The sequence below is a fragment of the Sphingobacterium bovisgrunnientis genome (assembly GCF_009829085.1).
Classification (GTDB): domain Bacteria; phylum Bacteroidota; class Bacteroidia; order Sphingobacteriales; family Sphingobacteriaceae; genus Sphingobacterium; species Sphingobacterium bovisgrunnientis.
On the sequence record NZ_WUQY01000018.1, the window covers coordinates 48,148 to 73,789 of the forward strand.

Genomic DNA, 25,642 nt, shown 5'->3' on the forward strand with positions numbered 1-25,642 from the left:
CATTTTCATGAAAAAAATATTATTGGGATTCGTGTGCATCGCGGGTCTGTTGAGTGGCTGTACTAAAAACGAAGAAATTAAAATTGACGAAACAAAGTCAGGGCTAGTTAAAATAAAATTTGATCATATCGTAGGCAGCAAGAAGTTGGTTTTGAATGATTATTTGTATTCGAATGCTAGCAACGAAATGTTTAATATTACCTCGCTTAAATATTATGTGAGTAATATTAAATTCACAAAAGTGAATGGTGAGGTCATCACAATTCCCAAAAAAGAATCATTCTTTCTTATAGATGCAAGTGACGCAAATTCTCAAAAACCAATTTTGACAATTCCTCAGGGCGAATACAAAAGTTTAGAGTTTAATCTTGGTGTGGATAGTCTTACGAATACGTTACCAGCAGAAGAACGTACTGGCGTGTTGGATGTTGGAAAATATGGAATGTATTGGTCATGGAACTCGGGATATATCCACTTCCAATTAGAAGGTAATTCCGCTCAGGCGGCTAATCCAAACAACAGTTTTAAATATCATATTGGACTTTTTGGGGGTTACAGCACACCTACGGTAAATAATAACAGAATTATTAAACTTGATCTTACAAAAGCAGGTAAGAGCCAAGTCCAAGAAAATCTTTCATCCGATATACATTTGATGGTGGATATCGGTAAAATCTTTGACGGGCCAAACACAATCTCTATCAAGACCAATCCAATCGTGATGACCTCTGGACCGCATGCTAAAATCGCAGACAATTACGCGACCATGTTTACCCATGATCATACGCACAACTTTACGAAAATAGCAAACCATGAGAAGTAAGCAACAGCTTTTGGTATTGCTTTTACTGTTATTGGCTGTTTGGGCCTGCAAAAAAGCAGATGATTTAAATCTGATCGAATTTGCAGGCTTTACTAAGCCAGGGCATTTTCCAGAACCTACATACAGTTTTGCTATTACTCCGTTATCTCAAGAGACCTTTGAGTTGGGCAGAAAATTATTTCACGATGGAATACTTTCAAGAGATAACACAATTTCTTGTGCGAGCTGTCATATCAGCCAAAATGCTTTTACGCATCATGGTCATGATGTGAGTCACGGTATTGATGATCAGCTCGGAATTCGAAATTCTAGTGCGCTCATAAATTTGGCTTGGTCAGCATCCTTTTTTTGGGATGGTGGTGTACAGCAATTAGATCTGACACCAATGGTGCCTATTCATAATCCTATTGAGATGGATGAAAATATGGAAAACGTTGTAAAAAAATTGCAGGCGCATACACAATATCCAATCTTATTCAAGCAGGCTTTCGGCACCGAAAATATAACCTCAACTCAGGTGTTCAAAGCCCTTTCACATTTTATGGTGATGCTTGTTTCGGACAATTCAAAGTATGATAAAGTAAAAAGAAACGAAGCTACCTTTACAACCGAAGAAGCAAGTGGCTATCAGATATTTCAATCCAAATGTAACACTTGCCATCAAGAACCTTTATTTACGGATCATAGTTTCCGTGATAATGGCCTTGGGATTAATCCAGCAAAAGATTTGGGGCGCTATGATATCACTTCAAGTGAGGAAGATAAGCTTAAATTCAAAGTTCCGACCCTACGTAATTTGCATTATACAGCTCCTTATATGCACGATGGGCGCATCATCACGCTTGAGGGAGTATTAAATCATTATGCAAAAGAGGTCGTGCATACGGACAATTTAGATCCTCTTCTAAAACAAAATAAAGGAATTCCATTGCGTGCAAATGAAATGCAAGACCTATTAGCCTTTCTGAATACATTAAATGACGAATCATTCGTAAACAATAAAGCTTTTAATCAACCATGAGAAAAATTTTACTTTTTGCATTATTGGGTATATTGAGCACATTATCTGCTGTAGCTTGCGAAATTTGTGGCGGTGGTTTGGGAAGTAATTACACCGGCTTATTACCCAATTTCAATAAGCGTTTCGTTGGTGTGCGCTATCACTTCAATCAGGTATACACACAATTAGACGTTTCAGGAAATAAAACAGCATTGACAAATAAGGAAAAATACCACACTGCAGAGCTATGGTCCGCTTGGAATCTAGGTACTCGTTGGCGCGTGATGGCTATCCTACCTTATAGTAAAATCCAAAAATACAGTTATGGAACAGATCAGCAATCCAGCAAATCGGGTCTTGGCGATATCAATCTAAGTGGGTATTATAACCTACTGAATAAATCTGAAATATTTACCCAAACACTTTGGTTTGGTGCAGGAGTCAAATTACCAACGGGTGAATACAATAAAGATGAGTTTATCACTACTAATTCTGCTAATATCTATCAATTAGGAACTGGAAGTTTTGATTTTACAGGATCGCTGAATTACGATATTAGCATAAAAAATATTGGTCTCAATACTAATGTTAGTTATAAGGCTAATACCAGAAATAGCGATGAATATCAATACGGGAATAAGTTGACCTTAAATGGAAGTGTTTATTATAATGCTTCGATAAATGAAAAAATTAAATTACGTCCAAATGTCGGGATCCAGCACGATACCCAAGCTAGAGATCAAACTATGGGTTTTAAAATCGAACAAACTGGTGGTTACAATACCAACCTCAATGTAGGTTTAGAGAGTACAATTAATAATATTGCAATAGGTTTTTCTTACCAGACTCCACTAAGCCAATTCGTAAGTCATGGAAGAACTGAACTCGTGAATAAATTCTTGACACACGTTACATTTACGTTTTAAATAGAAAGAGGTTCAAAATATTATTTTGAACCTCTTTTCTTTGGGATTGGATTGTATGATAATTATCCTAATATTTCTTTCAATTTGCCCACTTGATGATCCACTAATTTTTGTAAAGGACCTGAAGCCATCATTTTCATCATCATGTTTAATTGTGCTTCAATAATGAAAGTAGCACTCGTTTCTGTGGCAGAAATCTCTTCCACCTTCCACACTAATTTCAATTCAAATGGAGCTTCTTCTGAGGGAACACAAATTATTTCTTTATTCTCCACACGTTGGCTAATTTTCAAAGCCAATTTTGCCATGTTTTTAATCGTAAAACGAGCCTCATCAGCTGTCGAAGACCAATTGTAGATATTTTCAGGCATCAATTGCTCATGATTGTTTAAATCATTTAAAAAATTATAAACCTCATTAATAGGTTTATTAATCGCAACATTGTTTTGAATAACAGTCATAGTTAGTATGTGTTTTATTGTGCTGGAGACCAGTTTGCTGGATCTTTTCTCCAAGATTGTAAAAACTCTACGTCAGAATCCAATACATAACTTTTTTGTACTGCAACTTGGATAAGTGCATCATAATTACATAAACTGAATATTGGACACTTTGCGTCAGCAAAATTCTTAGTCGCTTCATCCAATCCGTATGTAAAAATAGAAACCAGTCCTACGACATTACAACCTGCTTCACGCAAAGCTTGTACCGCTTGTAATGAGCTTTTGCCTGTAGAGACTAAATCTTCTATAACAACAACGCGTTGTCCTTCTACTACTTCACCCTCAATTAAATTTTGACGTCCATGATCTTTTGCACTACTGCGTACATAAGTAAATGGTAAGCCTAAATCTTGTGCTACTAGTACACCTTGAGGAATGCCTGCTGTAGCTACACCAGAAACCATTTCCACAGATCCAAACTCTTCTTGAATCAGCTGTGCCAACCTTTGACGAATATACGTACGGATAGCTGGATGTGACAGTGTGATACGATTATCACAATAAATTGGAGACTTCCAACCCGATGCCCATGTAAAAGGACTTTTAGGTTGTAATTTTATTGCTTTAATTTGCAATAAGGATTCAGCAACTTTTTGTTCAACCTCATTTAAATTATTCATGGCACAAATTTATAAAATTTATATGAACCAAAGCCTGCTTATTTTAGCAGATTTTGCTCCTAAAATCGAAAAGAATGTTCAAACTATTGGATTACAAGAAATTGAACTTGAAAAACTTTTCAACACGTCTACTAAAAACCAGCAAATTACCTATTTGTTTGTACATCCAGAGATTAATTCTATCTTCAAAAAAATCATTTCAGACTTGAAAATTATTTATGCTGCTGGAGGCGTTGTACGTAATGGTGAAGGTGATTATTTGTTTATTCATCGACTAGGAAAATGGGATTTACCAAAAGGTAAAGTTGATGAAGGGGAAAAAATGCGTGAGGCTGCAGTACGTGAAGTAGAAGAAGAATGCGGAATTAAGGTGGATTATTTAGGCGAAAAGATTCAAACTACCTACCATACCTACATCATGCGCGGTAAATTTGTGCTAAAACAAACGAAATGGTACGATATGGGCGTAAATAAAGTGCCTGAGCTCATTCCTCAAACCGAAGAAGATATCACAGAAGCTGTGTGGTTGAATAAAAAAGATTTGAAAAAAGTACGTGAGAATACCTATCCTTTGATCTTGGATATTCTCGAAAAAATATAATAACATCACAACTGAAGCGAGAGGCCTCTCCTCTCGCTTTTAAATCATTTTAAACTTATTGTCTATTTCAGCTGTTTACCTAGTGTAATCAAAGTATAAAGCATTATGAGTAAAAGCATTGGAATACTAGTAGGAAGCTTACGCAAAGAATCTTTAAACAGAAAAATTGCGAATAATTTGGTCAATCTATTGGATAAAAAGTATAGCTATGTATTTCTAGCTATTGGTGATTTACCACTCTACAATGAAGATATAGATCAAGATAAACCGCCAAAGGAATACAGCTCATTCCGAGACAAACTATCGTCCTTCGATGCGTTTTTATTTTTCACACCCGAATACAATAGATCAATTCCTGCGGTGTTGAAAAATGCATTAGATGTAGGTTCACGACCTTATGGTAAAAGTAAATGGGATGGGAAGCCTGCTGCAATTGTTTCTGTTTCTCCAGGCGCAATTAGTGCATTCGGGGCGAATCATCATTTGAGGCAATGTCTTACCTTTCTGAATATGCCTACTTTGCAGCAACCCGAAATGTACATCGGCAATGTCACCGAGCTTCTTGATGAGGATGATACAATAAAATCTGATACTACCGCTGACTTATGCAAAAAATTCATCAAAGCTTTTGAAGGATGGATGGAAAAGTTTTAGATAGTTAAGGCAACTTTTCTTGTTGTTTTTCCCAAGCGACAAGAAGGGTTGTCATCATATTGTAGCGTTCCAACCCTTCGGGCTGATTGTTGTGTTTTAAGAATTGATTGTAGAATACACCTGAAACTTTATCAATCCAACCTCGATAGGACATCCAAAATTCTCTTTCAGCTTTGAAATCCGCCAACACTTTTGGTGATAATTTAGATTTGTACTGATCGAATAATTCTTTATTTCCATATAAGGGATGCAACAAATATTCTACAGCAGAATAATATGCCGAATACTTATACCAGACATCTCTATTATCTTTCAATGTCAAGAAAGCGATAAAATTGCATTCATCTTCGAATCCTACGCCCATTTGATGTGTCAACTCATGGACGGTGACAAAGGGAAATGAAGCATTAGGTATGAGTTGATTAACCTGAACTTCCAGTGTAAACGGATTGAAGTAGCCCGAAACCGTAAAATACGATGCAAGTACACTCGATATTGGTTCTTTAGCGCGAACCTGTGTTTTACATAGATAATCCTTTAATAAAGTATCTTGCAGTACAATTTCTGTCAAATCACCTTTCACACCATTTTTGGAGTTGCTATTTACATCCACTTTTTCACGTAGCTCATTCGCTATCGCAATGTATTTATCCAATATTTTGAGGTGATCCTCTCGCGTTATTTTTGCGTCTGAAAAACCAAATTTATCAGCTACGGGTTGTCTGAAATAATTCAATCCCCAATTGACTGTAAATATTACATAAACAGTTGATAATATAAATATTATACGTGCTAAATTAAGTTTTAGATTATACCATTGTTTACGGAACAGTTCTCGAAAAACGAGCACAACATTGTAAGTCAATACTATAGCAATCGTAGCATAGAAGATATCCCCTATACTAAACGGAATCCATGAGAATAATACAATATACAGGTAAGAAATAGCGGGGTAAAACATTTGTGCATAATACTGTTCTACCCAACTTTCTTTAGTCTTTAGCAATTCTAAAAGCACAATGATAACCCAGCAAAAGCCAATGGTCAGATAGTACTTTCGGAGTATGTTAGTTCTAACTTTGGGTTTCATTTTCGTAATACAACTTGTAATAGTTTTTCCCTTTATCCTCATCATAGCCCTGCTCGAGGTATTCCCGCTTTCCGTGGACATAAATATGGAAATTCTTATCCAATTTGATGACAGATTTGTATGAACTTGCCATTTTCTTTACGGCTGGCGTAGCTATTTCAAAATTTGCCTGAAAAGGCATATCAAACTCATCTTCAAAAGACTGTTTGTATTCATTAAACAAAGAAGCGGCTTGTGGATTAGCAATTACCTCCTCTTCAAATTCGGCACTGTCGAAAGTTTCTTTGCTTTTGAAATAGTTCATCGAACGATTCAACAAATCAATTTTATCTGCAGTTTCCAACTCAAAAACTTCATCCAATTTTTCGTTAACAAAGTTTTTGTACACTTTCATGAGATTTCCTGTTTGCTGGAAAGCATCATTACGCGATTTCAATTGTAAGAAATTATCCTTCCAATAGACTGCTTCGGACTGGTTTGTTTGATCGACAACCAATACTTTAAAGCCTTCCTCAGTTTCAGTATTGACAATGACAACACCTTTATCCAGTTTATTGATATTAATCGCTTCCTGCTCATAATTCAATTGAAAACCGCCCTGCTCAGGATACACTTTAAGGTATGCCTCCTTGTTTTCGGATTTAAAAATCCCTACTGCCGCATGGTCCTCTCCTTCCATTTGCACATTCTTCAACGCTACGACATAGACCTCACCCGACTTGATTTTCGGATGATCCGAAACTTCGTATAAATGTTTGGTTACTTGTTGTGAAAACTCGTGAAAGCTGATATTGCCTTCAAAAAATTTCTTTGAAAAGTGATACACTTCATTTAATTCTAATTCTTCATTGGGATGAAAAAAGCGATAAACTTCAGTCAACTTTGCAAAAGGTTTCATAAAATATTGCATCAATAAATCGGGCAATATTTCGTCTCCAGCCAAATCAATTGGATTTTCGGACAATATATAAAACTCATCGTTGGCTTTGTTGCCTACATGATGAATAGAAAGATTTTCAAACGTTGCGTCTTGATGAAAAAACATAGATTAAAGTTAAAGAAACAAAAATATAAAAGTATTTTGGCTAAAAATCAAAAATATCAACAGCAGTTTTGTAGGTAGCCACATGGGCATCCACAATATCCTTAATATGAACAGAATAACCTCCACCCATGGAGATTTGTATAGGAATTCTCAGTTGATGACATCTATTAATCACCAAATAATCACGTTGTTTACATCCTTCTTTCGAAACTTTTAGTTTACCTAATTTATCCGAAGAAAGTATATCTACACCCGCTTGATAAAACACAAAATCAGGCTTTACACGTTCGAATAATTCGTCTAAATGACTAAGTAACAGACTCAAATAATCTGTATCTGAAATTCCATCTTGAAGCTCTACATCAAGATCAGATTTCTCTTTGATAAAAGGAAAATTCTTAGCGCCATGCATAGAAAATGTAAATACCTTGGGATTATCTAGAAAAACATGTGCTGTCCCATTTCCTTGATGCACATCGAGGTCAATAATCAATATTTTCTTTGCGTGACCATTCGTCAAAAGATAATTAGCAGCCACAGCTTGGTCATTCATCAAGCAAAATCCTTCGCCATAATCATAACCTGCATGATGCGTCCCTCCTGCTGTATTGAACGAAATGCCGTATTTCATTGCATACAATGTAGATTGAATAGTCCCATCCAAAATATACCGTTCACGCTCAACAAGCGATTGTGAAAGCGGAAATCCTATTCTGCGCACCATCTTAGCGTCCAATGTCAAGTCAAACAACTGTTGAACATATTCTTTACGATGACCTAAGCAGCAAGTTTCGAAATCCGCTAATTTTGGTTCGAAAAAATTATCCTTATCTACAACTCCTTCGTAAAGCAGTTGAGCGGGTATAAGCTCGTATTTGACCATCGGGAAACGGTGACCTTCGCGTAAAGGATGAATATAAGCGGTATGATGGGCGATTTTTAGCAAAGTATGTCTTTTTTAGCACACGAAAATACGAAGAACTAAATAATTCTTATCTTCGAAAAGTATAAACCTTACTTTAAAAATGGAAACACAAAAACCAATTCCTACATTAAATGCAGAACAAATTCGCGTATTAGGCTCTTTACTAGAAAAGTCGAAAACAACACCCGAGTATTATCCAATGACTATAAATGGATTGCAAACAGCTTGTAATCAAAAGACATCACGTAAGCCTGTGGTGAATTACGACGAGAGTACGATTGTGAGTACGCTGGATGGATTGAAAAAAATTGGATTGATATCGACTGTAGTTGGTGGTGGCTCCAGAGTGACCAAATACAAACATAATATAGCGATTCATTATCCTTTAGTTCCTGCAGAATTGGCGATTTTGTGTCTTATGTTCTTACGTGGACCTTTGACAGCTGGCGAAATAAATTCCAATTCAGGAAGATTGTATGAGTTTGATGATATAGAGGAAGTGCAGACGTATTTACATAAATTGGCTGAGGATGAAACGCCTTACATCAAGTTATTGCCTAAGAAGCCAGGACAAAAAGAGGCTCGTTATGTCCATCTATTTGCAGATTTTGATGAAGAAGATTATGAAAATTCTATCCTTTCAGCATCATCTAGTAGTAACAGTGGTCAAGTTCAGCAATTGGAAGAACGTGTCGCTACGTTGGAAGCCGAACTTTCAAAACTTCGCGAAGAGTTTGATAACTTGCTTGCACAATTAACATAATAAATATATGCTATCAAAAATCGTATCTATCGCCCTTTCTTTTTTTATTGGAACCATGTGCTGTGCACAAACCTTTACGCTGCTCGTAGAGAATATATCCGCTAGTTTTCGTGGAATGTCCACAGTTGGTAAGAAAATAGTTTGGGTAAGCGGTAGCAATGGAACTGTAGGTTTTTCTAAAGATGAGGGGAAAAATTGGCAATGGGTAAATCCTACAGGTTTTGAAAAATACGATTTTCGGGATATCTATGCTTTTTCAGATAAAGAAGCTGTAATCGTCAATGCAGGCTCTCCTGCTGTGATTTTACGCACAACAAATGCAGGTAAATCTTGGGAGAAAGTGTATGAAAATAGCCATCCCGACATTTTTTTAGATGATTTGGATTTTGTGGGCAAAACTGGTTTTATACTTGGTGATCCAATTGATGGAAAATTCCAACTACTAAAAACCAGCAACAAAGGAAAAACTTGGACGGATGTCAGCAACGATTATTTCCTTATCGCAGACGAAGGTGAAGCCGCATTTGCCGCTTCGGGATCTTCGATGAAACTATTTAAAGACCGCTTGTATATTGGTACTGGAGGAAAATATTCCAGCTTCTTCAATTACAATCCAAAAGGCTTGAAAATTGACAAATACGATGTTCCAATTTGGTCAGGTGAATCGTCTACAGGCATTTTTGCTATTGATTTTTGGAATTTAAATACCGGAATTGCTGTAGGTGGAAATTACTTGGAAGACAAAAACAACCATAATAATATTTTACTAACTAAGGATGCTGGTTTGAGTTGGACAAAGCCAAATACTCCAGTTTCGGGCTATCGTTCGGATGTGCTTTACATTACCGAAAACATGGTGCTGGCGACAGGAACATCAGGAACGGATATTTCGTACGATGGCGGTTATAATTGGAAAAATATCTCTACACTTAGTTTTAATACAATAGCAAAAGGCACGGATAATAAAATGATTTACCTTACGGGATCAAAAGGAAATGTATATAAATTGGAGTTGTAATTTATAAAATTACAACTCGTCCTTTCGAACGATAGATAGAAATTTAAATAATAATCCAAAAAGAAGATTTCTCTTGGTCGCAAGGCGTTAATCGCAATGACCTACTGATGTAGATAATAATGTCATTGCGAACGCATTGTTGCAATCTCGAAATATACTATTAGTATACACCTATTTCCTAATACACCTATTTATCAGTTGCTTATAAATTTTAAATATGGATGCTGTTACGTATATTTAGGAGTTATAGGCTACGCCCTCATAAATTGTAGGAACCAACACTAATCATAATATGAATTTAGAATCTGTTAAACTTAAAAATTTCCGTGGCTACGCCGCTGAAATTACAATTCCAATTTCAAACTTAACAGCTTTCATAGGAAAAAATGACGCTGGAAAATCAACGATTTTAGAAGCTCTGGAAATTTTCTTTAACAATAAAATTGTTGTTTGTGAAAGAGAAGATTTAAGTAAAAACGCAGACAGTACAAATATTGAGATTTCATGCGTTTTCAATAATTTTCCAGAAGTAATAGTTATTGACGCTGCCGCGCCAACAACCTTGGCTGCGGAGCATTTACTCAACGCTGAAGGTAAACTAGAGATAAAAAAAGTATATCCAGCGACTGCCGCTAAACCAAAAGAAAAAGTTTTTATCGTTTGTAACCATCCTTCATCTGCTAATGCAAATGATTTGATGGAATTAAAACGAGCTGAATTACGAAAACGAGCTGATGATTTAGGAATTGATGCAAATATTTATAACAGAAATGTAAATTCCGCAATTAGAGAAGCTATATGGCAACATATTGGAGTTTTAAATCTAGCGCCTACTGAGTTGCTTGTTGATAAGGAAGATTCAAAAAAAGTTTATAATGCAATAGAAAATTATCTCCCTATTTATGCGTTATTCCAGTCAGACAGACAAAGCAATGATGAAGATAAGGAAGTTACAGACCCAATGAAAATTGCTGTACAACAAGCTTTACAAGAGTTAGAAGATGAGTTGGAATATATAAAAACTCAAGTTCGAAACAAAGCAATCGAAACCGCAAACCGAACACTTGCAAAGTTGAAAGAAATGGCTCCTGATTTGGCGGAAGAACTAATACCTGATTTTAGAACTGACCCTAAATTTGATACTCAATTTAAATTAACCATCAAATCAGAAGGAGATATTCCAATCAACAAAAGAGGTAGTGGAGTAAGACGATTAATATTATTAAATTTTTTTAGAGCGGAAGCCGAAAAAAGAAGATTAGAAAATGTGGGAGATAGAATTATATATGCATTTGAAGAACCAGAAACATCACAACATCCTAATCACCAAGACTTATTAATTAAAGCTTTTATAGAACTTTCAAATGTTCCTAACACTCAAATTATATTAACAACTCATACGCCTGCTTTAGCCGGACTTCTTCCCTTACCAAGTTTGAGATTCATAGACAATGTAGAGTCTGTTCGTAATATAGAATTGGGAACAGACAATGTTTTTCACAAAATAGCAGATACATTAGGTTTACTTCCAGACCCAATCTCTAATACAGCAAAAGCATTATTACTTGTGGAAGGGAAATCAGATGTCAGTTTTGTTAATCATACATCACAGACATTAAAAGACGCAGGTTTAATAACTCACACATATGCAGAAAAGGAATTTGCAATTGTTCCTATTGGTGGTTGTGGTAATTTAAAACATTGGAGAACCTTACAATTAGCTGAGCAATTCAATATCCCATGGTGTATACTTTTAGATTCAGATCGAGGAACACCTGAAGAAGCTATCAATACGACGGCTGTGGCTGAGCTTCAAACCCTCGGAATTAAAGCATATGTCACTAGAAAGCGAGAACCTGAAAACTATATTCATTTATCGATTCTTGGCTTAGGAGCTGACCATCCGCTTGTTTATTCCGATATTGACGATGCAAAACTATTAATCAGTAATGCAACAATTACTAAAAAAGATTTTGTGCTCGATAGGTATTGGCCAAGTATGACAGCTGAATTAATTCGGGAAGTAGAAACCTATAACGATGGAACTGAAAAATATGAGTTCACCGATATGTTTACTGATTTCATAAGCATATGCTAGTAGGCGCAGCGTATAACATAGCTAACTGTTGCACTACTCCACATTTTGAGTGAAATAAAAATAGTTAACCTAGTTTAAGCCTCTTTAAGCCAGATATATTGTTTTTTCATAGTATATCAAAAAAGCCATAACAAACAATGTTACGGCTTTTCTTTATATTTCTTTAAAAGAATTATTTTCCTAATCTCGTCAGGATAGCTTCCATTTCGGTAATTACCTTATTGATTTTAGAGATAGTCAAATCAAATGGTTCTTTGGAATTCATATCAACGCCAGCATCAACTAATAATTCTACAGGATATTTAGTGCTTCCTGAAGCCAAGAAATCCAAATACTTTTTACGATCAGCAGCTGTACCATTCAACACTTTCTCCGACAATGCAGCGGACGCTGTGTATGAAGTTGCGTATTGGTACACGTAGAAATTGTAGTAGAAATGCGGAATGTAAGACCATTCGGATTTTACATTTTCATCGACGAAACAGATACCTTTATCGTGACCGTAGTATTTGCGTGTTAATTCCAAATACATCTTATCAAAGTCCTCTCCAGTCAATGCCTCTCCTTTTGCTACTTTGTCGTGAATCATTAATTCAAATTCAGCAAACTGCGTCTGACGGTACAATGTACCTTTAGCACCTTCTAAATAGTTGCCCAAAATCGCTAAACGGGTTTTATCGTCTTTGATTTGTTTCAACATGTAGTCATTCAACAATTCTTCATTCAAGGTTGAAGCCACTTCAGCCACAAAAATAGAATAATCTGCATTCGCCACATGTTGTTTTTTGTTTGTCAAATAAGAGTGCATCGTATGGCCCAGCTCATGCGTCAACGTCGACATATCGTTGTACTTGCCATTGTAATTCATCAAAATATACGGATGTACATCGTACGCAGAACCATTCGAATACGCACCAGAACGCTTGCCTTCATTTGGATACATATCAATCCAACGCTCGTTAAATGCCTTTGTTGAGACGTCAATATATTCTTTACCCAATGGTTTCAAAGATTTTAGGATGTTATCAACGGATTCTTCTACCGTATAAGACAAATCAACTTTATCCACTAGCGGCGCATACAAGTCGTAATAATGCAATTGGCCTAAGCCCATCATGCGTTTACGCAGATTCAAATAGCGGTGGAAAGTTTCCAAATTGCTATTCACATTCTTCACCAAATTAAGGTATACATCTGTCGGAATATTTCCTGCATCCAACGCTGCTTCTAAGGTACTGTTGTAATTACGCGCTTTAGCATAGAACAAAGCCGAATTTAAATTGCCATACAAGGTAGAGCCTAATGTGCGTTGAAATTCATTTAATTTTCCGAAATAAACCTCAAATGCTTTTTTACGGACAGCACGGTCTTCGCTTGCACGATACAACGAGAAATTTGCCGCATTTAATTTTACAGTTTTACCATCCACTTCGATATCGCCATACGGAAACTCCGCATTGGAGAAAGTACTGTAAATATTAGCCGCATTTCCCGACATTAATGAAGAGTACGCCAACACTTTTTCTACTTCCTCCGAACCCTTGTGCGCTCTTTTGCGCAGAAGATCCGTTAGATAGAATTTATATGTTGCCAAACCTTTCTCTTGGCTCAAGAAACTTTTTAATTGGTCGTCTTTCAAAGTCAGCAATTCGGGTTCCATATAAGAAACTAACGCACCATATTGAGAGAATAGTTGTCCAAGTTCCTGTTTCATACCCGCATATTTGGTGACGCGCGTATCCTGATCCGATTTCATAGACGCATACGAATACAATCTTGTCATTTCTTTTCCCAGCTTTGCGTTGAATTCCAAAGCTTCCAGTAATGTTCCCGGAGATTGTGTTAACTTACCTTTATATTGCGCAACTTTTTGCATTTCTTTCTGAAGGCGGTCTTTCTCTTGCTTCCATGCCTCATCTGTCGCATACAAATCTGTTAAATTCCATTTGTATTTTTCCGGCAACTCATCTCTTACTTTCATTTGGCTCATAGCCATACTAGAAGAAAACAATAGCATAGCTGTCATCATTTTTGTTTTACTAATCATATATAACCTATATTTTTTTCAGGACTAAATTAAGAAAAAGTTATTGGCTCTGTAAAGTTAACGAGGAAACTAATTTGAATAAATTTACTTTTTAGCTTTTGCAACAAAATATAAAAATTTAAAATCATCCCTCAGATTAAGTCATCTTGAAGTAAAGGAAACAGGATTTTTTATTTGTGTATCAAATATTCAATTACATTAGTAAAAAAAGAAAACTATGAGTATTGTATTTAGTCCTTTACAATTAGCAAAACATACATTAAAGAATAGATTAGTAGTCTCTCCAATGTGCCAATATAGTGCGGAGGAAGGTTTTGCAAACAATTGGCACTTAGTGCATCTTGGGCAATTTGCTATTGGTGAATCAGGAGCAATTATTCAAGAAGCCACTGCTGTTGTTCCTCAAGGAAGGATTTCTTATGCTGATCTTGGCATTTGGAAAGATGAACATATTCCTGCGCTGAAAGAAATTGTAGATTTTGTGCATCAACAGGGGGCACTGATAGGAATTCAACTGGCGCACGCTGGACGCAAAGCCTCTACGGATAAACCATGGTGTTCGAGAGCCCAATTTGCTCCGAACCATCCTAATGGATGGCAAACAGTGGCACCATCTTCTATTCATTTTAATGATACTGATGTTCCTCCTGTCGAACTATCCATAAAAGAAATCCAGCAATTAGTCGTAGCATTCAGAGACGCTGCGCAAAGAAGCGTTGAAGCTGGATATGATATTATTGAGATCCATGCTGCACACGGCTACCTTATTCATCAGTTTCTATCGCCATTGTCTAATCAGCGAACAGATTCTTATGGTGGCTCTTTCGAAAATAGAGCTCGGTTCTTAATTGAGATTATTGAAGCTGTCAATTCTGTCTTGACCATTCAATCACTTTGGCTTCGCATATCTGCAACAGATTGGGCTGAAGGAGGTTGGGATATCGAAGAAACAGTTAGGCTTGGACATTTAGTCAAGAATTTTGGTGTAGAAGTTATGGATGTATCAAGTGGTGGGTGCGTCCGTCATCAACAAATACCGGTGATGGAAAATTACCAAGTACCTTTCGCGGAAAGAATTAAGAATGAAACAGGTATAATAACGGGTGCTGTAGGATTAATAAAAAAGTCCTCTCAAGCAGAGCTTATTTTGAGCGATAAAAGAGCTGACTTAATATTTATTGCTAGAGGATTTTTACAAAACCCTCATTTAGCAAAACAATTTGCAAAAGATTTGGCTGTGGATATCAAATGGCCTTTACAATACGATAGAGCAAAAGAATATTGATATACTTAGCATAGAAAATGGGTAAAAATGAATGTATATTAAATAGAAACTTTCTACCTAATATACATTCTAATATTATGATAATGACCTGTTTGAGTGGTAGATCATAAGATTTAAAAAACAATGAAGCTCATCTTATTCAACAAAATGCCGCACAAAACGATTTTAATTCAAAACTCCAATCCACAATACAAACGAAATATTACTCAGAATTCTTGGGATTATTTCCTTCTTTGACATTTAATTTTTAACGAATGAATGTAGTTATATATTTAGCCAAAATTACTAAGAGTGCTGTGTACAATACATTCATTATATTTATAGTCTAATCCTGAGAGTTATAATAAAACTGCATATTTTTTCCCAAAATGATAGTGGAATAATTTCCAATTCCAATTTTTCAATTTGAGTTTTTCGACGAGTCTTATCCATATATAGTACCGCAGTGATGACAGTATGTCTTTTTGTATTTTGCACTTCTGGATTGATAACAAATTTGGCGAACATATTGAACACTTCTCTATCTGTAGTAGATACGAATTCGGGTAAGTCTTCAGTGTGTTCAAATGAATTTGCTAATTTTCCATCATTACCTATAAATTTTATACTTTCATCAGAATGTAAACTCGCGCGTATCTGATCAAACTTTCGGTCAAACTCTTTTGTTTTGACTATTGTATCCGAAGATTGTGTAGATTGTTCACGAAACTGTTGCTCTTCCAGAATAATTCGTAGTAATAATTGAAGTTTGATTGCATTGGTGTCTTTCCCTCTAATTTGTAATATTTTGTTATTCCCCTTTTCTCGATTAACAAATAATTTCATAGTATATCCAAAACGCCTAATTATAGCATTATTTACACGCGCTGGTATATTTGAAACTTAATTTACCTTACTTCCAGTATTTATAGAACTAGGTCTCTGCGTGAAGGTAATCTGTTTGGTGCACTTTGGGTATTTTTGTGATGCGATTGAGTTCTCTGATGTTCTAGATTATTAAAGTGTTGATTCCCGTCAGCTTTATTAACTGATGTAGTCTCTACTTTTGTATCGCGAAAATCATCTTCGTCTATACTTTCTGTTATAATTGTATTTTCCCCATGAGATACTACAGCCAGCTCCTTTGCTTCTTCATTCATTGGACCACAGGAATTAAAAAGTCCAACAATAAAACAGTATAAAATAGTTTTATTCCAAAAAAAAAATCTCATACTTTAGGTGTTTAGTTAGTACATATTATTGATTACCCTAAGTCTAATATGATTAATTTTAACGAAATAAAGTGCATAATTACTTAATAGATTTAGAAATTAAAGTGGTTTTTATATAGTCTCCAGGCACAACAAGAATGTAAGACATGATGATTTTAATTATTATTAGGTATTTTATACAACGCTAATTAATTGTATACTACATCAAAATCGTACGTTGTCGAAAATAATTTTATGGTTTTTTACAACAGTGTTCTAAAGAAAGAGTTAAACCTATTTTTACATAAAAATTTTAACCTGCAACCGATTGCAAATTATCAGCTTAATGTGTAATTTAGGGTAAACCAAAAACCTAAAAATGGAGAACAAGGAAATAACCATTTATGACATTGCAAAAGCACTCAGCATCTCCCCTTCTACAGTGAGCCGAGGTCTCAGTAATCATCCCGCAATCAATGGGAAAACAAAAAATAAAATATTAAAAGTAGCTCGTGATATGGGCTACCAATCCAATAAATTTGCCAGTAGTCTAAGAAAGAAAAAGACCAATACTATAGGTGTTATTATTCCAAGGCTGGATAGTTTATTTATGTCTTCCGTCATCGCGGGCATAGAGAAAGTAGTCAATACAGCAGGCTACAACTTAATTATAAGTCAATCGCTTGAATCCGAAAAAAAAGAAAAAAGTAATGCGGTGATAATGTTCAATAGTCGTGTGGACGGATTAATCGTTTCCCTTTCTAATGAAACGAAGGATTACAGTCATTTTGAAAAATTTATAGATAAAAATATTCCTTTAATCTTTTTTGATCGCATTGCCGAAGAATTACCCTCTACAAAAGTGATAATAGACAATCAAAAGGCTGGATATATTGCTACGAAACATCTTATTGACCAAGACTGTAAGAAAATATTGCATATGACTAGCAACATCCATAGAAATGTTTACCGTGATCGCTTTGCAGGCTACAAACAAGCTTTACAAGATCACGGAATCCCCTTTGAGGAAGATCTTTGCGTACTGAATAATTTGAGCGAAAACGATATTGTAAATTGTATCAAAACGAAGTTTATTGATTATAACGGACAGCCACCTGACGGAATTTTTCTTACAAGTGATTCAGCTGCCGCAATTGCCCTCACCACACTTCGAAATAATGGTATCAGAGTACCTGAAGATGTAGCCATCATTGGTTTTAATAACGATATAATCTCAAAAGTTACCGAACCAGCAATAAGCACGATAAATTATCCTGGAAATAATATGGGAGAAAGCGTGGCTCACATTTTATTGAATCATTTAAATGGAGTTGGAAATCTCAATATTACCAATACTGTCGTTTTAAATACCGAATTAGTGGTACGAAATTCTACGTTGCGGAAAAAATAACTTTTTGTTCGGATAAAAAACGATGATTAATATAAAAGGAGAAACGGACATCATATTTGATGTCCGTTTCTCCTTTTATATTACCATAATGTATAGTTCTAATAACCTGGATTCTGATATGCTTTTTTCTCCTCTGGAGTCATAAGCATAGATTCAATTTGTCCTTGAGGTATTGGCCGCAGGTAATGATGAGGTGCAATAGTTCTATTTACGGTTACAGCTTGATGATCGCCTTTATTTGTTCCTGCAATTCTGTAAGAAGAAGCGAGATCATTCCATTTCTGTGTACGTACCAAATCATACCAGCGGTATCCTTCACCGAAGTATTCACGTGAGCGTTCTGCCAATATATAATCAATAGTTATAGTAGCAGGAGTCAAATTAGTCAATACAGCGCTGTTGTCAGAAACTTTTGCGACATTACCATTATTATCCCAACTCCATTTTCCAGCACGTGCGCGAATCACATTGATCAGGTCTCTAGCCGATTTACCAGATTGAATATTAGCACCTTTTACTGCAGCTTCTGCCGCAACAAAATATAATTCTGAGAATTTTGCAATATTGAAAGGTCGAGTACTCGCTGCGTTTGGTTGTCCTAATCCATTCGCATTATCTGTACGGTAAGGTCCTAATTTCCATAATCCTGGATACACGATTCGACTGATGCCTTGTGGGCCAACAACATAATCTGCTCTTCCAGGTAATGTTCCTGCACCAATATTACTTGAACCAGCTCCAGATGGATAAGTAATCGCTGTAGCAGGCTCATCATTTAAAAATGTCAAAATAGGTTGGCCTGGCGTTACTGGTAAATTATTGGCGTTATATAAAACAGGATTTGACACACCTCCTTTTGGCCAGTTACCTCTATACACAGTTACAAAAGTACCGTCATAGCGCGAATCATTCGTTTTGTCTGCAAAAGTATTTACAATAGCGCCAATAGTTGGTGCCATACGTGTCCAAGGTCGTCCCAGGTGCTGAGCAGCTTCTCGTTGTACCGAACTCACAGGTCCAGATCCATCTGAATTAGTTCCGCTTCGTATATCCGTATAATTCCAAGTCATCATCCAGCCTGCAAAATTCTCTGGAGCGCCACCGTTAGAATAAGTTAAGCTACTACCATTATAGAATTCACTAGTTTCCGTATGATCGGCATACAAAAGAATCTCATTGTTGCGATCATTAGTCCCACGATTTACATCATAATATGTTGGCTGCAAACCAAAAGGTCCAGGATTATTAATTGCTTCGACAGCGATATCATATGCCTTTTGGTAGTACCATTGTGCATTATGTCCATCGGGATCAACTCTATCCGTTTGCGGATATGTAGGAATATTATTCGGATTTTCGAGCCACCATGCATAGGTTAGATACGCCTTAGCTAGGTATAATCGCGCGAGTGTTTTTGTAGCTCCTCCTGTGACACGGGCTGTTGTAGGAAGTTCCTCAATAGCAATAAGAAGATCAGGAAAAATTCCTTGGGTATAAACTTCAGAAACCGTATTACGAACAGATGTGCGTACCGGACTTGTATTGAATTTTAAAACTCCTGCTCCTAAATCCAATGGCACACCACCAAAAGTTTGTACCAATTTAAAATAATCAAAAGCTCTAAAAAATCTTGCTTCTGCAATTAGCGCATTCGAAACCCCAACATCAGCAGCATTTTCAATAATACCACTTGCTGTATTGATATTTGAAAATGCGGCTCCCCATAATACGTCAGCTCTACTGCTGGCAGGTGTGATGTCGCCTACTCCAGACAAATCCATGTCTTTGAAATTACCATCGGCACTTTGTGCCCATGTTACTTCATCCGTACCTGTTAGCGTGGTATTATAAAAATAAGCTTGACCGTATATATATCTTAGGTGGGCATACATGGATGTTAAACCACCATATACTCCTTTTTCAGTCTTAAAAAAACCAGGTTCATAAATGCTTCGAGGTTGCTCATCCAAAATCTTCGAACATCCTGATGAACACAGCAAAATAGCTGCTGCTAATATTGTTTTTGTACGTATATATTTCATGTCCAAAATCTTTAAAATGTTAAGTTGATACCCATCAAATAGGTTTTCGTAGCTGGTGCATTGGTACCGATCGTCAATAATCTTCTCAAATTCTGTGAATATGCGACTGCAGCGTTTTCATTACCAAAAGAATTTGTTTCTGGATCCATACCTGATACATCCTTATAAGGCGAGAAGAGTACAAATGGATTCTGTGCGGTAACATATAATCTTAGTTTTGAGACACCTAAATCTTGAATCCAACGGTTGTTATCAAAATTATAAGCTAGCGATATCGTTCGTATTTTAAGATATGAGGCGTCAAAGTACCCCAATGTACTACCGTATTTCGGATTATCACCACTAGCAATTCCCCCAGGTTTTGGAAATGCAGCACCTGTGTTTTCAGGAGTCCAATAATCAACCTTTACATTGTTACGACGACCACTCATCATATTTAAATAGCCAGATGAAGAATAAAGTGTACTGATTAATGTACCGCCATTTTTGAAAGCCGCTACAGTCGACAAATCAAAACCTTTGTACGAAACTCGGGTATTGAAACCACCTTGGAATTTCGGCTCAATACTCATGATTTGTCTATCATCAGGTCCGATGGCACGTACTGGAGTTCCATCGGCATTATAGTCTCCCGTATATTTCACTTTAATCATACCAACATTACCTCCTGGTTCTAAAACACTTAAATGTGGATCCTCTTCTTGCCATAATCCTATTTTTTCATAATCATAAATTACATCAATAGGGTGTCCCACAAACCACCAGTTGTTTTCATCTCTCTCAGCACCAGAAGCTAGACCTACCAATTTATTTCTATTTGCATAAAGGTTCAGTCCTGCCTCCCAAGTCCAACCATTTTTGTTGTCCACTATTACTCCATTTAGAGACAGCTCAATACCTTTGTTTTGGGTCTGGCCAACATTTGCTGTATAGCTTCCTACCCCTGATGTCGCAGGTAATCCAACACCAAGTAATAAGTCTTTCGTGTTAGTCTTATAATATTCAATCGTTCCTGATAAACGGTTGTTCAATATTCCAAAATCAAGTCCGTAGTTAAATGTCTCTGAATATTCCCAACCTAATGATGGATTTGGTAATTCAGTCACATAATAGCCTGTTGAATATTCATCACCAAAATTATACGGGCGTGTACTCAAGCGTCCAAGGGTAGCGTATGGCGCAACAGATTGGTTAGATGTTTGACCATAACCTATTCTAAGTTTTAATGAGTTTACTACTGAAGCATCTTTCATAAATGATTCGTTAGCGATATTCCAACCTACTGATACAGCTGGATAGGTATGCCATTGGTGTCCTTTTGCTAAGCGTGATGATCCGTCCGAACGAAGCGTTGCGGAAACCATATAACGGTTGTCATATGCATACATTACCCTTCCCATCACAGACATCAATCCGCTTACACGGTAATTTTGTTCATTCGGATTTACAGTGATTTCTCCCGCTGCTTGTCCTAAGTTGTAGAACTGAAAAGCATCAGCAGGAATATCTCGCGCATTAACGCGTGAATCGTTATATCTGTTTTCTGACGCAGAATATAAGGCTACTACGTTGAAATTGTGTTTTTGGTTGAACGTACGATCATACGTCAAAATGTTTTCTATCGCCCAGTCCGTAGTCATTGAATTGCCTATAGAAGCGGTAGATTCCGTTTCAGGATTGGTACTATTAATTCCACTTCCCGTGTAGCTACCACTATTGCTTTGACGATAATTCAAACCAAGGTTAGCTCTATATTTCAGCCCTTCAATTCCTGGAACACTAAATTCTCCGTACAATGTATTGTATGTACCATAGGCTCTATTTTGACTTAACCATTGCTCTTTCAAATTGTTTACCACATCTTTTGAATAAGACCAAGGTTCATCCAAAGGCATTCGAATTGTTCTTTTCCAACTGCCGTCTTCATTGTAGGGGTTTGCTATTGGAGACATGCTCAGAATACCGTAAATACCTACATTGGATCCTTGATTAAGACTAAAATTACTATTCGTCGTAAAACCTACACGGATGTGACTGCCGATATTTTGATCCAAACTCCCGCGGATAGAATAACGTTTGTAGCCTTGCGTAGGTATTACGCCCAAGTCATTTAAATAGCCAGCATTGAAAGCGTACATGCCACTCTGCGTTCCACCAGTGACACCTACGTCGTGGCTATTCATTAATCCAGTGGTATACAATAAATCTTGCCAATCGGTATCCGTATCATCCGATTCGTCCAATGAATTACTGTATTGTCCAGCTGCTTTACGCAAAGCAGCGAATTCAGGACCATTCATCATCGGGTAGCGAGCAAACAGCTCTCTTATACCCGCAAAACCATTATAGTTGAACTTTGCATTCTGTCCCATACTACCTTTGTCCGTAGTAACTAATATTACTCCATTTGCACCTCTTGAACCGTAGATAGCTGTAGCAGAGGCATCTTTAAGTATGTCTATACTTTTTATATCATTGGGATTAATGTCTGCAATAGAACCTGGGAAAGGTATACCATCCAACACGATTAATGGATCGTTACTTGCTGATAGCGAACGAGAACCTCTTATTCTTACTTGCATTACTGCTCCGGGCTGTGAAGATGTCTGCGTCATTTCTACCCCTGGTAGACGTCCTTGAAGCGCTTGTGAAATATTAGCAGAAGGAACTTCTCTTAACGCATCTCCCCGAATGGAAGATACAGAACCCGTGACTGCTTCGGCACGTTGTGTTCCGTATCCAACTACAACAACATCCTCTAGGCTCGTAGTTTGTGATTCTAAGGTCACTACAATTTCTGTCTGATTATCGACAGTAAAATCTTGGCTTATGTAGCCGACATAAGAAATATTTAATATTGTTCTGCCAGAAGGAATAGTAAGTGTGAACGTACCATCCGAAGCACTTGATGTACTGGTTGTAGTTCCTTTTACTTGAATGCTGGCATTGGCTAGTGCTGTTCCTTCCTCGCTAACTACTTTTCCTCGAAGCGAGCGCTGTGCGAGGGCAAGATTAGGGATTAACAACACCAAAGCAAGGACGAAAATCAGCTTTGATAGATTGTGGGTTTGTTTTTTTTTCATAAGGTAGTGTTTAAAATTTCATTAGCACCTACATTGCCCAATCAATAGAATATGCTCACGAGTGAGATAGTCCAATTGCTTAAAGTAGATGACTAAGGTTATAAAGTTTATAATCTTATTAATTGAATATTTTAACTGGTTATCCGCTAATAACAATCAATTGCTCTTTGAGACTGAATTCAAAGGAATATTATATAGTAATATAATATTGCAACCGATTGCATTATTAAGATAAAAGTAATTTATATTCTCTATTGACCTAGCAGATTTAACAAAATAATTACGTAAACGATTGCATAATATGCTAGGAGATTGAATTATAAAAAACTACTAGTGAGGAATTGTAGTGAAAGATACAATAGCAGAAAGGTTCAATTGCGAATGTTGATTATATTGCAAATTGAACCTAAGAAAATCTTTTGGTATTTACGAAATGTGATTTAGTAAGTTAGAGAAAAAGTTCTCTCAAAGAATCAGAAAGCGTAGCAGTTGGTCTCCCCAACAGCTTTTCCATCGTCTGATCCACAATTTCATATTGACCATTTCTGACATCTTTAATCGTACCACTATGTAGATATATTGCAAAATCTGTAAATCCTCGCTCTTTTAATTGCTGATGGTAAATGTCTGTTGAGATATCATTATAATCCACCTGCTTACCCCTAATATCTTTTAAAGATTTAGAAATATCAGAAAAGGAAGAGGCATGACTTCCTGTAATATTGTAAATTACATTTTCATGATTTGGTTGTAGTAGTAAATTTGCAGTAGCCTCTCCCATTTCTCGACGTAATACAAACGGAACCTTACCTTTACCTGCTGGTAGATTGATATTACCTTTAAAGCCATTGATTCCCAATATATCGAAAAGCGCATCTGTATACATCGTATTTCTTAGAATTGTATACTTCAAACCACTCTTAATTAAGTATTCTTCCGTTTGGAAATGACTTAACATCAATTCTTTTACAGCCGAAGTATGAATATCTTTAATAGCTAAGCTAGTATATATAACATGTTTCACATCAGCCAACTTTGCCGCATCTATTACGTTTTTATGCTGATTATAACGATTGGAATCCATTGTTGAAATCAACAATACCTTGAATACACCTGCAAATGCTAGATGCATCGAACTTGGGTCGTCAAAGTCAGCTAAACGTGCCTGGATACCCTGCTCTCTTAGTCAAGTTACGCCCGCTTCTGTTCGGGATGTAGCTATAAAATCTTGTACTTTGCCCATCTTCAACTAATTTGAAGTCACCTGCGAACCTAGCTTTCCTGTTGCTCCTGTCACTACTATCATAGGAATGATTTACGTTTTTAAATAACAATGAATTGTATCTTGAATAATAAAACTTAAATGGACTAATTGCCATTACCTGCATACTGTTCATTAGAAGCTAAAGTAGCAAATTCCTCCATTTTGGAAATTAAGCCATCTATTACAGTGTATATTTGTACCCAAGTGTTTTTCATTTGTGTACCATCTTCCTTTGAAATAAAATGCTCATTGCCCAAGATTATTAATCGGTCTTCACCTGCTTCTATAAACTCATTAGTATTGAAGTAGACTACTTCTAACGCATTAATATTATATTCAAAGAACATTCTAGCACCATCCTTACCTTTGAATTTTGCACTCGGCATGATCTGTGTTCCGTGATGTATGAGAACTGCATCTTCTGCAAACGTGTCTACTACAGCATTAATATCTTGCTGACCAAATGCTGTTAGCATATCTTCTACGATTTGTCTTGCTTTTGTTTTCATAATTGTCATTTAGTATTGTATTTTTTACTTTAATTAAAACGTAGCACAAAGTAAGAGACAAACTATTGCATTCAGACTATTCGTTTCCTTTTAGAAAGTGCTTTCCTTTAGGGAAGTACCTCGTAACTATTTACATTTGTATATTTACAAAAATTTATAAGCTATGAAACCAGTTAAGTACGAGGCTCCTGCATTTTGTAGATTTCGAACCAATGCTGTAAAAGACAGTATGGAATTGCTAACAGGAAAGTGGAAAATACATATCCTCGGAACATTACTTTATGGTGGAAAAATGCGATTTATGGACTTGCAAAGAGAAATTGAAGGTATTGGTTCAAAAATGCTTTCGAAAGAATTGCATGACTTAGAACTAAATCATCTTATAACACGGACTGTCCTACAGACCAAACCTATCACAGTAGAATACGATCTCACCTTATTTGGCAGAACACTTGAGCCCATAATTGACGCTATTGCCCAATGGGGAATTGATTACCGAGAAACTATATTTGGTTCCAAAGCCCCTATGGAATAACGACTCAAAATTAACTGCATAATATTCTTAAGTTTTAAGTCCATCACCTCCACCTTCGAATTTCTCTGATTTCCGAAAATGATTCTTGATTTTTATAAAACGGAGCGTAAAACCCACAGGTCTTTAGCCTGTCGGATGTAAGCGACTAACCCTGATTGAGAATATACTCACGAATAGTATCAGGAGATGCTTCACCTATTGAACAAACAA

General features: G+C 36.4%; 23 protein-coding genes. 11 read left to right on the forward strand and 12 right to left on the reverse strand.

Going from position 1 to position 25,642, the window contains the following annotated elements; all coding sequences use genetic code 11:
• Nucleotides 1-7 precede the first annotated feature (7 nt).
• Genes GOQ16_RS10215 through GOQ16_RS10225 form a run of 3 tightly spaced genes read left to right on the forward strand, consistent with a single transcriptional unit; the run spans nucleotide 8 to nucleotide 2,749 of the window.
• A complete protein-coding gene (locus GOQ16_RS10215) occupies nucleotides 8-823 on the forward strand; it encodes an MbnP family protein (RefSeq protein ID WP_160069181.1) in 816 nt (271 codons plus the stop codon).
• On the forward strand, nucleotides 813-1,844 hold the full coding sequence (locus tag GOQ16_RS10220; protein WP_160069182.1) for a cytochrome-c peroxidase: 1,032 nt from the start codon (nucleotides 813-815) through the stop codon (nucleotides 1,842-1,844). The genes GOQ16_RS10215 and GOQ16_RS10220 overlap by 11 nt, the downstream gene beginning before the upstream one ends.
• The gene (locus tag GOQ16_RS10225; protein ID WP_160069183.1) at nucleotides 1,841-2,749 is read left to right on the forward strand and encodes a transporter family protein; all 909 of its coding nucleotides are present in this window, start codon (nucleotides 1,841-1,843) and stop codon (nucleotides 2,747-2,749) included. The genes GOQ16_RS10220 and GOQ16_RS10225 overlap by 4 nt, the downstream gene beginning before the upstream one ends.
• Before the next feature lie 62 nt (nucleotides 2,750-2,811).
• Here the strand turns inward: GOQ16_RS10225 and GOQ16_RS10230 are convergent, their stop codons facing one another.
• Entirely contained in the window at nucleotides 2,812-3,210 is a 399-nt protein-coding gene (locus GOQ16_RS10230; RefSeq protein WP_149913751.1) for an SRPBCC family protein, read from the reverse strand.
• A gap of 14 nt (nucleotides 3,211-3,224) precedes the next feature.
• Nucleotides 3,225-3,872, reverse strand: a complete 648-nt coding sequence (pyrE, locus tag GOQ16_RS10235; RefSeq protein ID WP_160069184.1) for an orotate phosphoribosyltransferase — start codon at nucleotides 3,870-3,872, stop codon at nucleotides 3,225-3,227.
• A gap of 22 nt (nucleotides 3,873-3,894) precedes the next feature.
• Here pyrE and GOQ16_RS10240 point away from each other — a divergent pair, with 22 nt between their 5' ends.
• Nucleotides 3,895-4,473, forward strand: coding sequence for an NUDIX hydrolase (locus GOQ16_RS10240; protein ID WP_240141007.1), 579 nt, complete (start codon nucleotides 3,895-3,897; stop codon nucleotides 4,471-4,473).
• 105 nt (nucleotides 4,474-4,578) lie between these two features.
• On the forward strand, nucleotides 4,579-5,127 hold the full coding sequence (locus tag GOQ16_RS10245; RefSeq protein ID WP_160069186.1) for an NADPH-dependent FMN reductase: 549 nt from the start codon (nucleotides 4,579-4,581) through the stop codon (nucleotides 5,125-5,127).
• A 4-nt stretch (nucleotides 5,128-5,131) separates the two neighbouring features.
• Here GOQ16_RS10245 and GOQ16_RS10250 read toward each other — a convergent pair whose 3' ends face one another.
• The 3 genes from GOQ16_RS10250 to GOQ16_RS10260 all read right to left on the reverse strand — a co-directional run bounded on the left by GOQ16_RS10250 (nucleotide 5,132) and on the right by GOQ16_RS10260 (nucleotide 8,208).
• Nucleotides 5,132-6,133, reverse strand: a complete 1,002-nt coding sequence (locus GOQ16_RS10250) for a DUF3810 domain-containing protein (protein WP_160069187.1) — start codon at nucleotides 6,131-6,133, stop codon at nucleotides 5,132-5,134.
• 67 nt (nucleotides 6,134-6,200) lie between these two features.
• Complete coding sequence (locus GOQ16_RS10255) at nucleotides 6,201-7,262, reverse strand: nucleoid-associated protein (protein WP_160069188.1); 1,062 nt, start codon at nucleotides 7,260-7,262, stop codon at nucleotides 6,201-6,203.
• Between the two features lie 40 nt (nucleotides 7,263-7,302).
• Nucleotides 7,303-8,208, reverse strand: coding sequence for a histone deacetylase family protein (locus tag GOQ16_RS10260; protein ID WP_192922522.1), 906 nt, complete (start codon nucleotides 8,206-8,208; stop codon nucleotides 7,303-7,305).
• Between the two features lie 79 nt (nucleotides 8,209-8,287).
• Between GOQ16_RS10260 and GOQ16_RS10265 the strand changes: the two genes are divergently transcribed.
• The 3 genes from GOQ16_RS10265 to GOQ16_RS10275 all read left to right on the forward strand — a co-directional run bounded on the left by GOQ16_RS10265 (nucleotide 8,288) and on the right by GOQ16_RS10275 (nucleotide 12,066).
• Nucleotides 8,288-8,950, forward strand: coding sequence for a YceH family protein (locus GOQ16_RS10265; protein ID WP_160069189.1), 663 nt, complete (start codon nucleotides 8,288-8,290; stop codon nucleotides 8,948-8,950).
• A gap of 7 nt (nucleotides 8,951-8,957) precedes the next feature.
• Nucleotides 8,958-9,968, forward strand: coding sequence for a beta propeller repeat protein (locus GOQ16_RS10270; protein ID WP_240141008.1), 1,011 nt, complete (start codon nucleotides 8,958-8,960; stop codon nucleotides 9,966-9,968).
• Between the two features lie 292 nt (nucleotides 9,969-10,260).
• Entirely contained in the window at nucleotides 10,261-12,066 is a 1,806-nt protein-coding gene (locus GOQ16_RS10275) for an AAA family ATPase (protein ID WP_160069190.1), read from the forward strand.
• A 172-nt stretch (nucleotides 12,067-12,238) separates the two neighbouring features.
• On the opposite strand, the gene pepF is transcribed toward GOQ16_RS10275, so the two are convergent.
• The gene (gene pepF, locus GOQ16_RS10280) at nucleotides 12,239-14,113 is read right to left on the reverse strand and encodes an oligoendopeptidase F (RefSeq protein WP_160069191.1); all 1,875 of its coding nucleotides are present in this window, start codon (nucleotides 14,111-14,113) and stop codon (nucleotides 12,239-12,241) included.
• Nucleotides 14,114-14,330: 217 nt separating this feature from the next.
• Here pepF and GOQ16_RS10285 point away from each other — a divergent pair, with 217 nt between their 5' ends.
• Nucleotides 14,331-15,398, forward strand: a complete 1,068-nt coding sequence (locus GOQ16_RS10285) for an NADH:flavin oxidoreductase/NADH oxidase (protein ID WP_160069192.1) — start codon at nucleotides 14,331-14,333, stop codon at nucleotides 15,396-15,398.
• Between the two features lie 318 nt (nucleotides 15,399-15,716).
• Here GOQ16_RS10285 and GOQ16_RS10290 read toward each other — a convergent pair whose 3' ends face one another.
• On the reverse strand, nucleotides 15,717-16,223 hold the full coding sequence (locus GOQ16_RS10290; protein ID WP_160069193.1) for a hypothetical protein: 507 nt from the start codon (nucleotides 16,221-16,223) through the stop codon (nucleotides 15,717-15,719).
• Between the two features lie 80 nt (nucleotides 16,224-16,303).
• Entirely contained in the window at nucleotides 16,304-16,609 is a 306-nt protein-coding gene (locus GOQ16_RS10295) for a hypothetical protein (RefSeq protein WP_160069194.1), read from the reverse strand.
• Nucleotides 16,610-16,967: 358 nt separating this feature from the next.
• On the opposite strand from GOQ16_RS10295, the gene GOQ16_RS10300 reads away from it, so the two are divergent.
• Nucleotides 16,968-17,999 (forward strand): LacI family DNA-binding transcriptional regulator, encoded by a 1,032-nt coding sequence (locus GOQ16_RS10300; protein WP_160069195.1) that lies wholly within the window; start codon nucleotides 16,968-16,970, stop codon nucleotides 17,997-17,999.
• 98 nt (nucleotides 18,000-18,097) lie between these two features.
• On the opposite strand, the gene GOQ16_RS10305 is transcribed toward GOQ16_RS10300, so the two are convergent.
• The 4 genes from GOQ16_RS10305 to GOQ16_RS10320 form a co-directional block, all read right to left on the reverse strand.
• Nucleotides 18,098-20,041, reverse strand: a complete 1,944-nt coding sequence (locus tag GOQ16_RS10305) for a RagB/SusD family nutrient uptake outer membrane protein (protein WP_160069196.1) — start codon at nucleotides 20,039-20,041, stop codon at nucleotides 18,098-18,100.
• 11 nt (nucleotides 20,042-20,052) lie between these two features.
• Complete coding sequence (locus GOQ16_RS10310) at nucleotides 20,053-23,124, reverse strand: SusC/RagA family TonB-linked outer membrane protein (RefSeq protein ID WP_160069197.1); 3,072 nt, start codon at nucleotides 23,122-23,124, stop codon at nucleotides 20,053-20,055.
• A gap of 448 nt (nucleotides 23,125-23,572) precedes the next feature.
• Nucleotides 23,573-24,295: an NmrA family NAD(P)-binding protein gene (locus tag GOQ16_RS10315; RefSeq protein WP_262886255.1), complete on the reverse strand. Its 723-nt coding sequence runs from the start codon at nucleotides 24,293-24,295 to the stop codon at nucleotides 23,573-23,575.
• Between the two features lie 197 nt (nucleotides 24,296-24,492).
• A complete protein-coding gene (locus GOQ16_RS10320; RefSeq protein ID WP_160069199.1) occupies nucleotides 24,493-24,897 on the reverse strand; it encodes a nuclear transport factor 2 family protein in 405 nt (134 codons plus the stop codon).
• A 163-nt stretch (nucleotides 24,898-25,060) separates the two neighbouring features.
• Here GOQ16_RS10320 and GOQ16_RS10325 point away from each other — a divergent pair, with 163 nt between their 5' ends.
• A complete protein-coding gene (locus GOQ16_RS10325) occupies nucleotides 25,061-25,432 on the forward strand; it encodes a winged helix-turn-helix transcriptional regulator (RefSeq protein WP_204987461.1) in 372 nt (123 codons plus the stop codon).
• Nucleotides 25,433-25,642 lie beyond the last annotated feature (210 nt).

What these genes read in the sequence shown, in the direction of transcription:
- GOQ16_RS10215 (WP_160069181.1), top strand. Translation starts at nt 8, where the DNA reads ATGAAAAAAATATTATTGGGATTCGTGTGCATCGCGGGTCTGTTGAGT.
- GOQ16_RS10220 (WP_160069182.1), top strand. Translation starts at nt 813, where the DNA reads ATGAGAAGTAAGCAACAGCTTTTGGTATTGCTTTTACTGTTATTGGCT.
- GOQ16_RS10225 (WP_160069183.1), top strand. Translation starts at nt 1,841, where the DNA reads ATGAGAAAAATTTTACTTTTTGCATTATTGGGTATATTGAGCACATTA.
- GOQ16_RS10230 (WP_149913751.1), bottom strand. Translation starts at nt 3,210, where the DNA reads ATGACTGTTATTCAAAACAATGTTGCGATTAATAAACCTATTAATGAG.
- pyrE (WP_160069184.1), bottom strand. Translation starts at nt 3,872, where the DNA reads ATGAATAATTTAAATGAGGTTGAACAAAAAGTTGCTGAATCCTTATTG.
- GOQ16_RS10240 (WP_240141007.1), top strand. Translation starts at nt 3,895, where the DNA reads ATGAACCAAAGCCTGCTTATTTTAGCAGATTTTGCTCCTAAAATCGAA.
- GOQ16_RS10245 (WP_160069186.1), top strand. Translation starts at nt 4,579, where the DNA reads ATGAGTAAAAGCATTGGAATACTAGTAGGAAGCTTACGCAAAGAATCT.
- GOQ16_RS10255 (WP_160069188.1), bottom strand. Translation starts at nt 7,262, where the DNA reads ATGTTTTTTCATCAAGACGCAACGTTTGAAAATCTTTCTATTCATCAT.
- GOQ16_RS10265 (WP_160069189.1), top strand. Translation starts at nt 8,288, where the DNA reads ATGGAAACACAAAAACCAATTCCTACATTAAATGCAGAACAAATTCGC.
- GOQ16_RS10270 (WP_240141008.1), top strand. Translation starts at nt 8,958, where the DNA reads ATGCTATCAAAAATCGTATCTATCGCCCTTTCTTTTTTTATTGGAACC.
- GOQ16_RS10275 (WP_160069190.1), top strand. Translation starts at nt 10,261, where the DNA reads ATGAATTTAGAATCTGTTAAACTTAAAAATTTCCGTGGCTACGCCGCT.
- pepF (WP_160069191.1), bottom strand. Translation starts at nt 14,113, where the DNA reads ATGATTAGTAAAACAAAAATGATGACAGCTATGCTATTGTTTTCTTCT.
- GOQ16_RS10285 (WP_160069192.1), top strand. Translation starts at nt 14,331, where the DNA reads ATGAGTATTGTATTTAGTCCTTTACAATTAGCAAAACATACATTAAAG.
- GOQ16_RS10290 (WP_160069193.1), bottom strand. Translation starts at nt 16,223, where the DNA reads ATGAAATTATTTGTTAATCGAGAAAAGGGGAATAACAAAATATTACAA.
- GOQ16_RS10295 (WP_160069194.1), bottom strand. Translation starts at nt 16,609, where the DNA reads ATGAGATTTTTTTTTTGGAATAAAACTATTTTATACTGTTTTATTGTT.
- GOQ16_RS10300 (WP_160069195.1), top strand. Translation starts at nt 16,968, where the DNA reads ATGGAGAACAAGGAAATAACCATTTATGACATTGCAAAAGCACTCAGC.
- GOQ16_RS10305 (WP_160069196.1), bottom strand. Translation starts at nt 20,041, where the DNA reads ATGAAATATATACGTACAAAAACAATATTAGCAGCAGCTATTTTGCTG.
- GOQ16_RS10310 (WP_160069197.1), bottom strand. Translation starts at nt 23,124, where the DNA reads ATGAAAAAAAAACAAACCCACAATCTATCAAAGCTGATTTTCGTCCTT.
- GOQ16_RS10320 (WP_160069199.1), bottom strand. Translation starts at nt 24,897, where the DNA reads ATGAAAACAAAAGCAAGACAAATCGTAGAAGATATGCTAACAGCATTT.
- GOQ16_RS10325 (WP_204987461.1), top strand. Translation starts at nt 25,061, where the DNA reads ATGAAACCAGTTAAGTACGAGGCTCCTGCATTTTGTAGATTTCGAACC.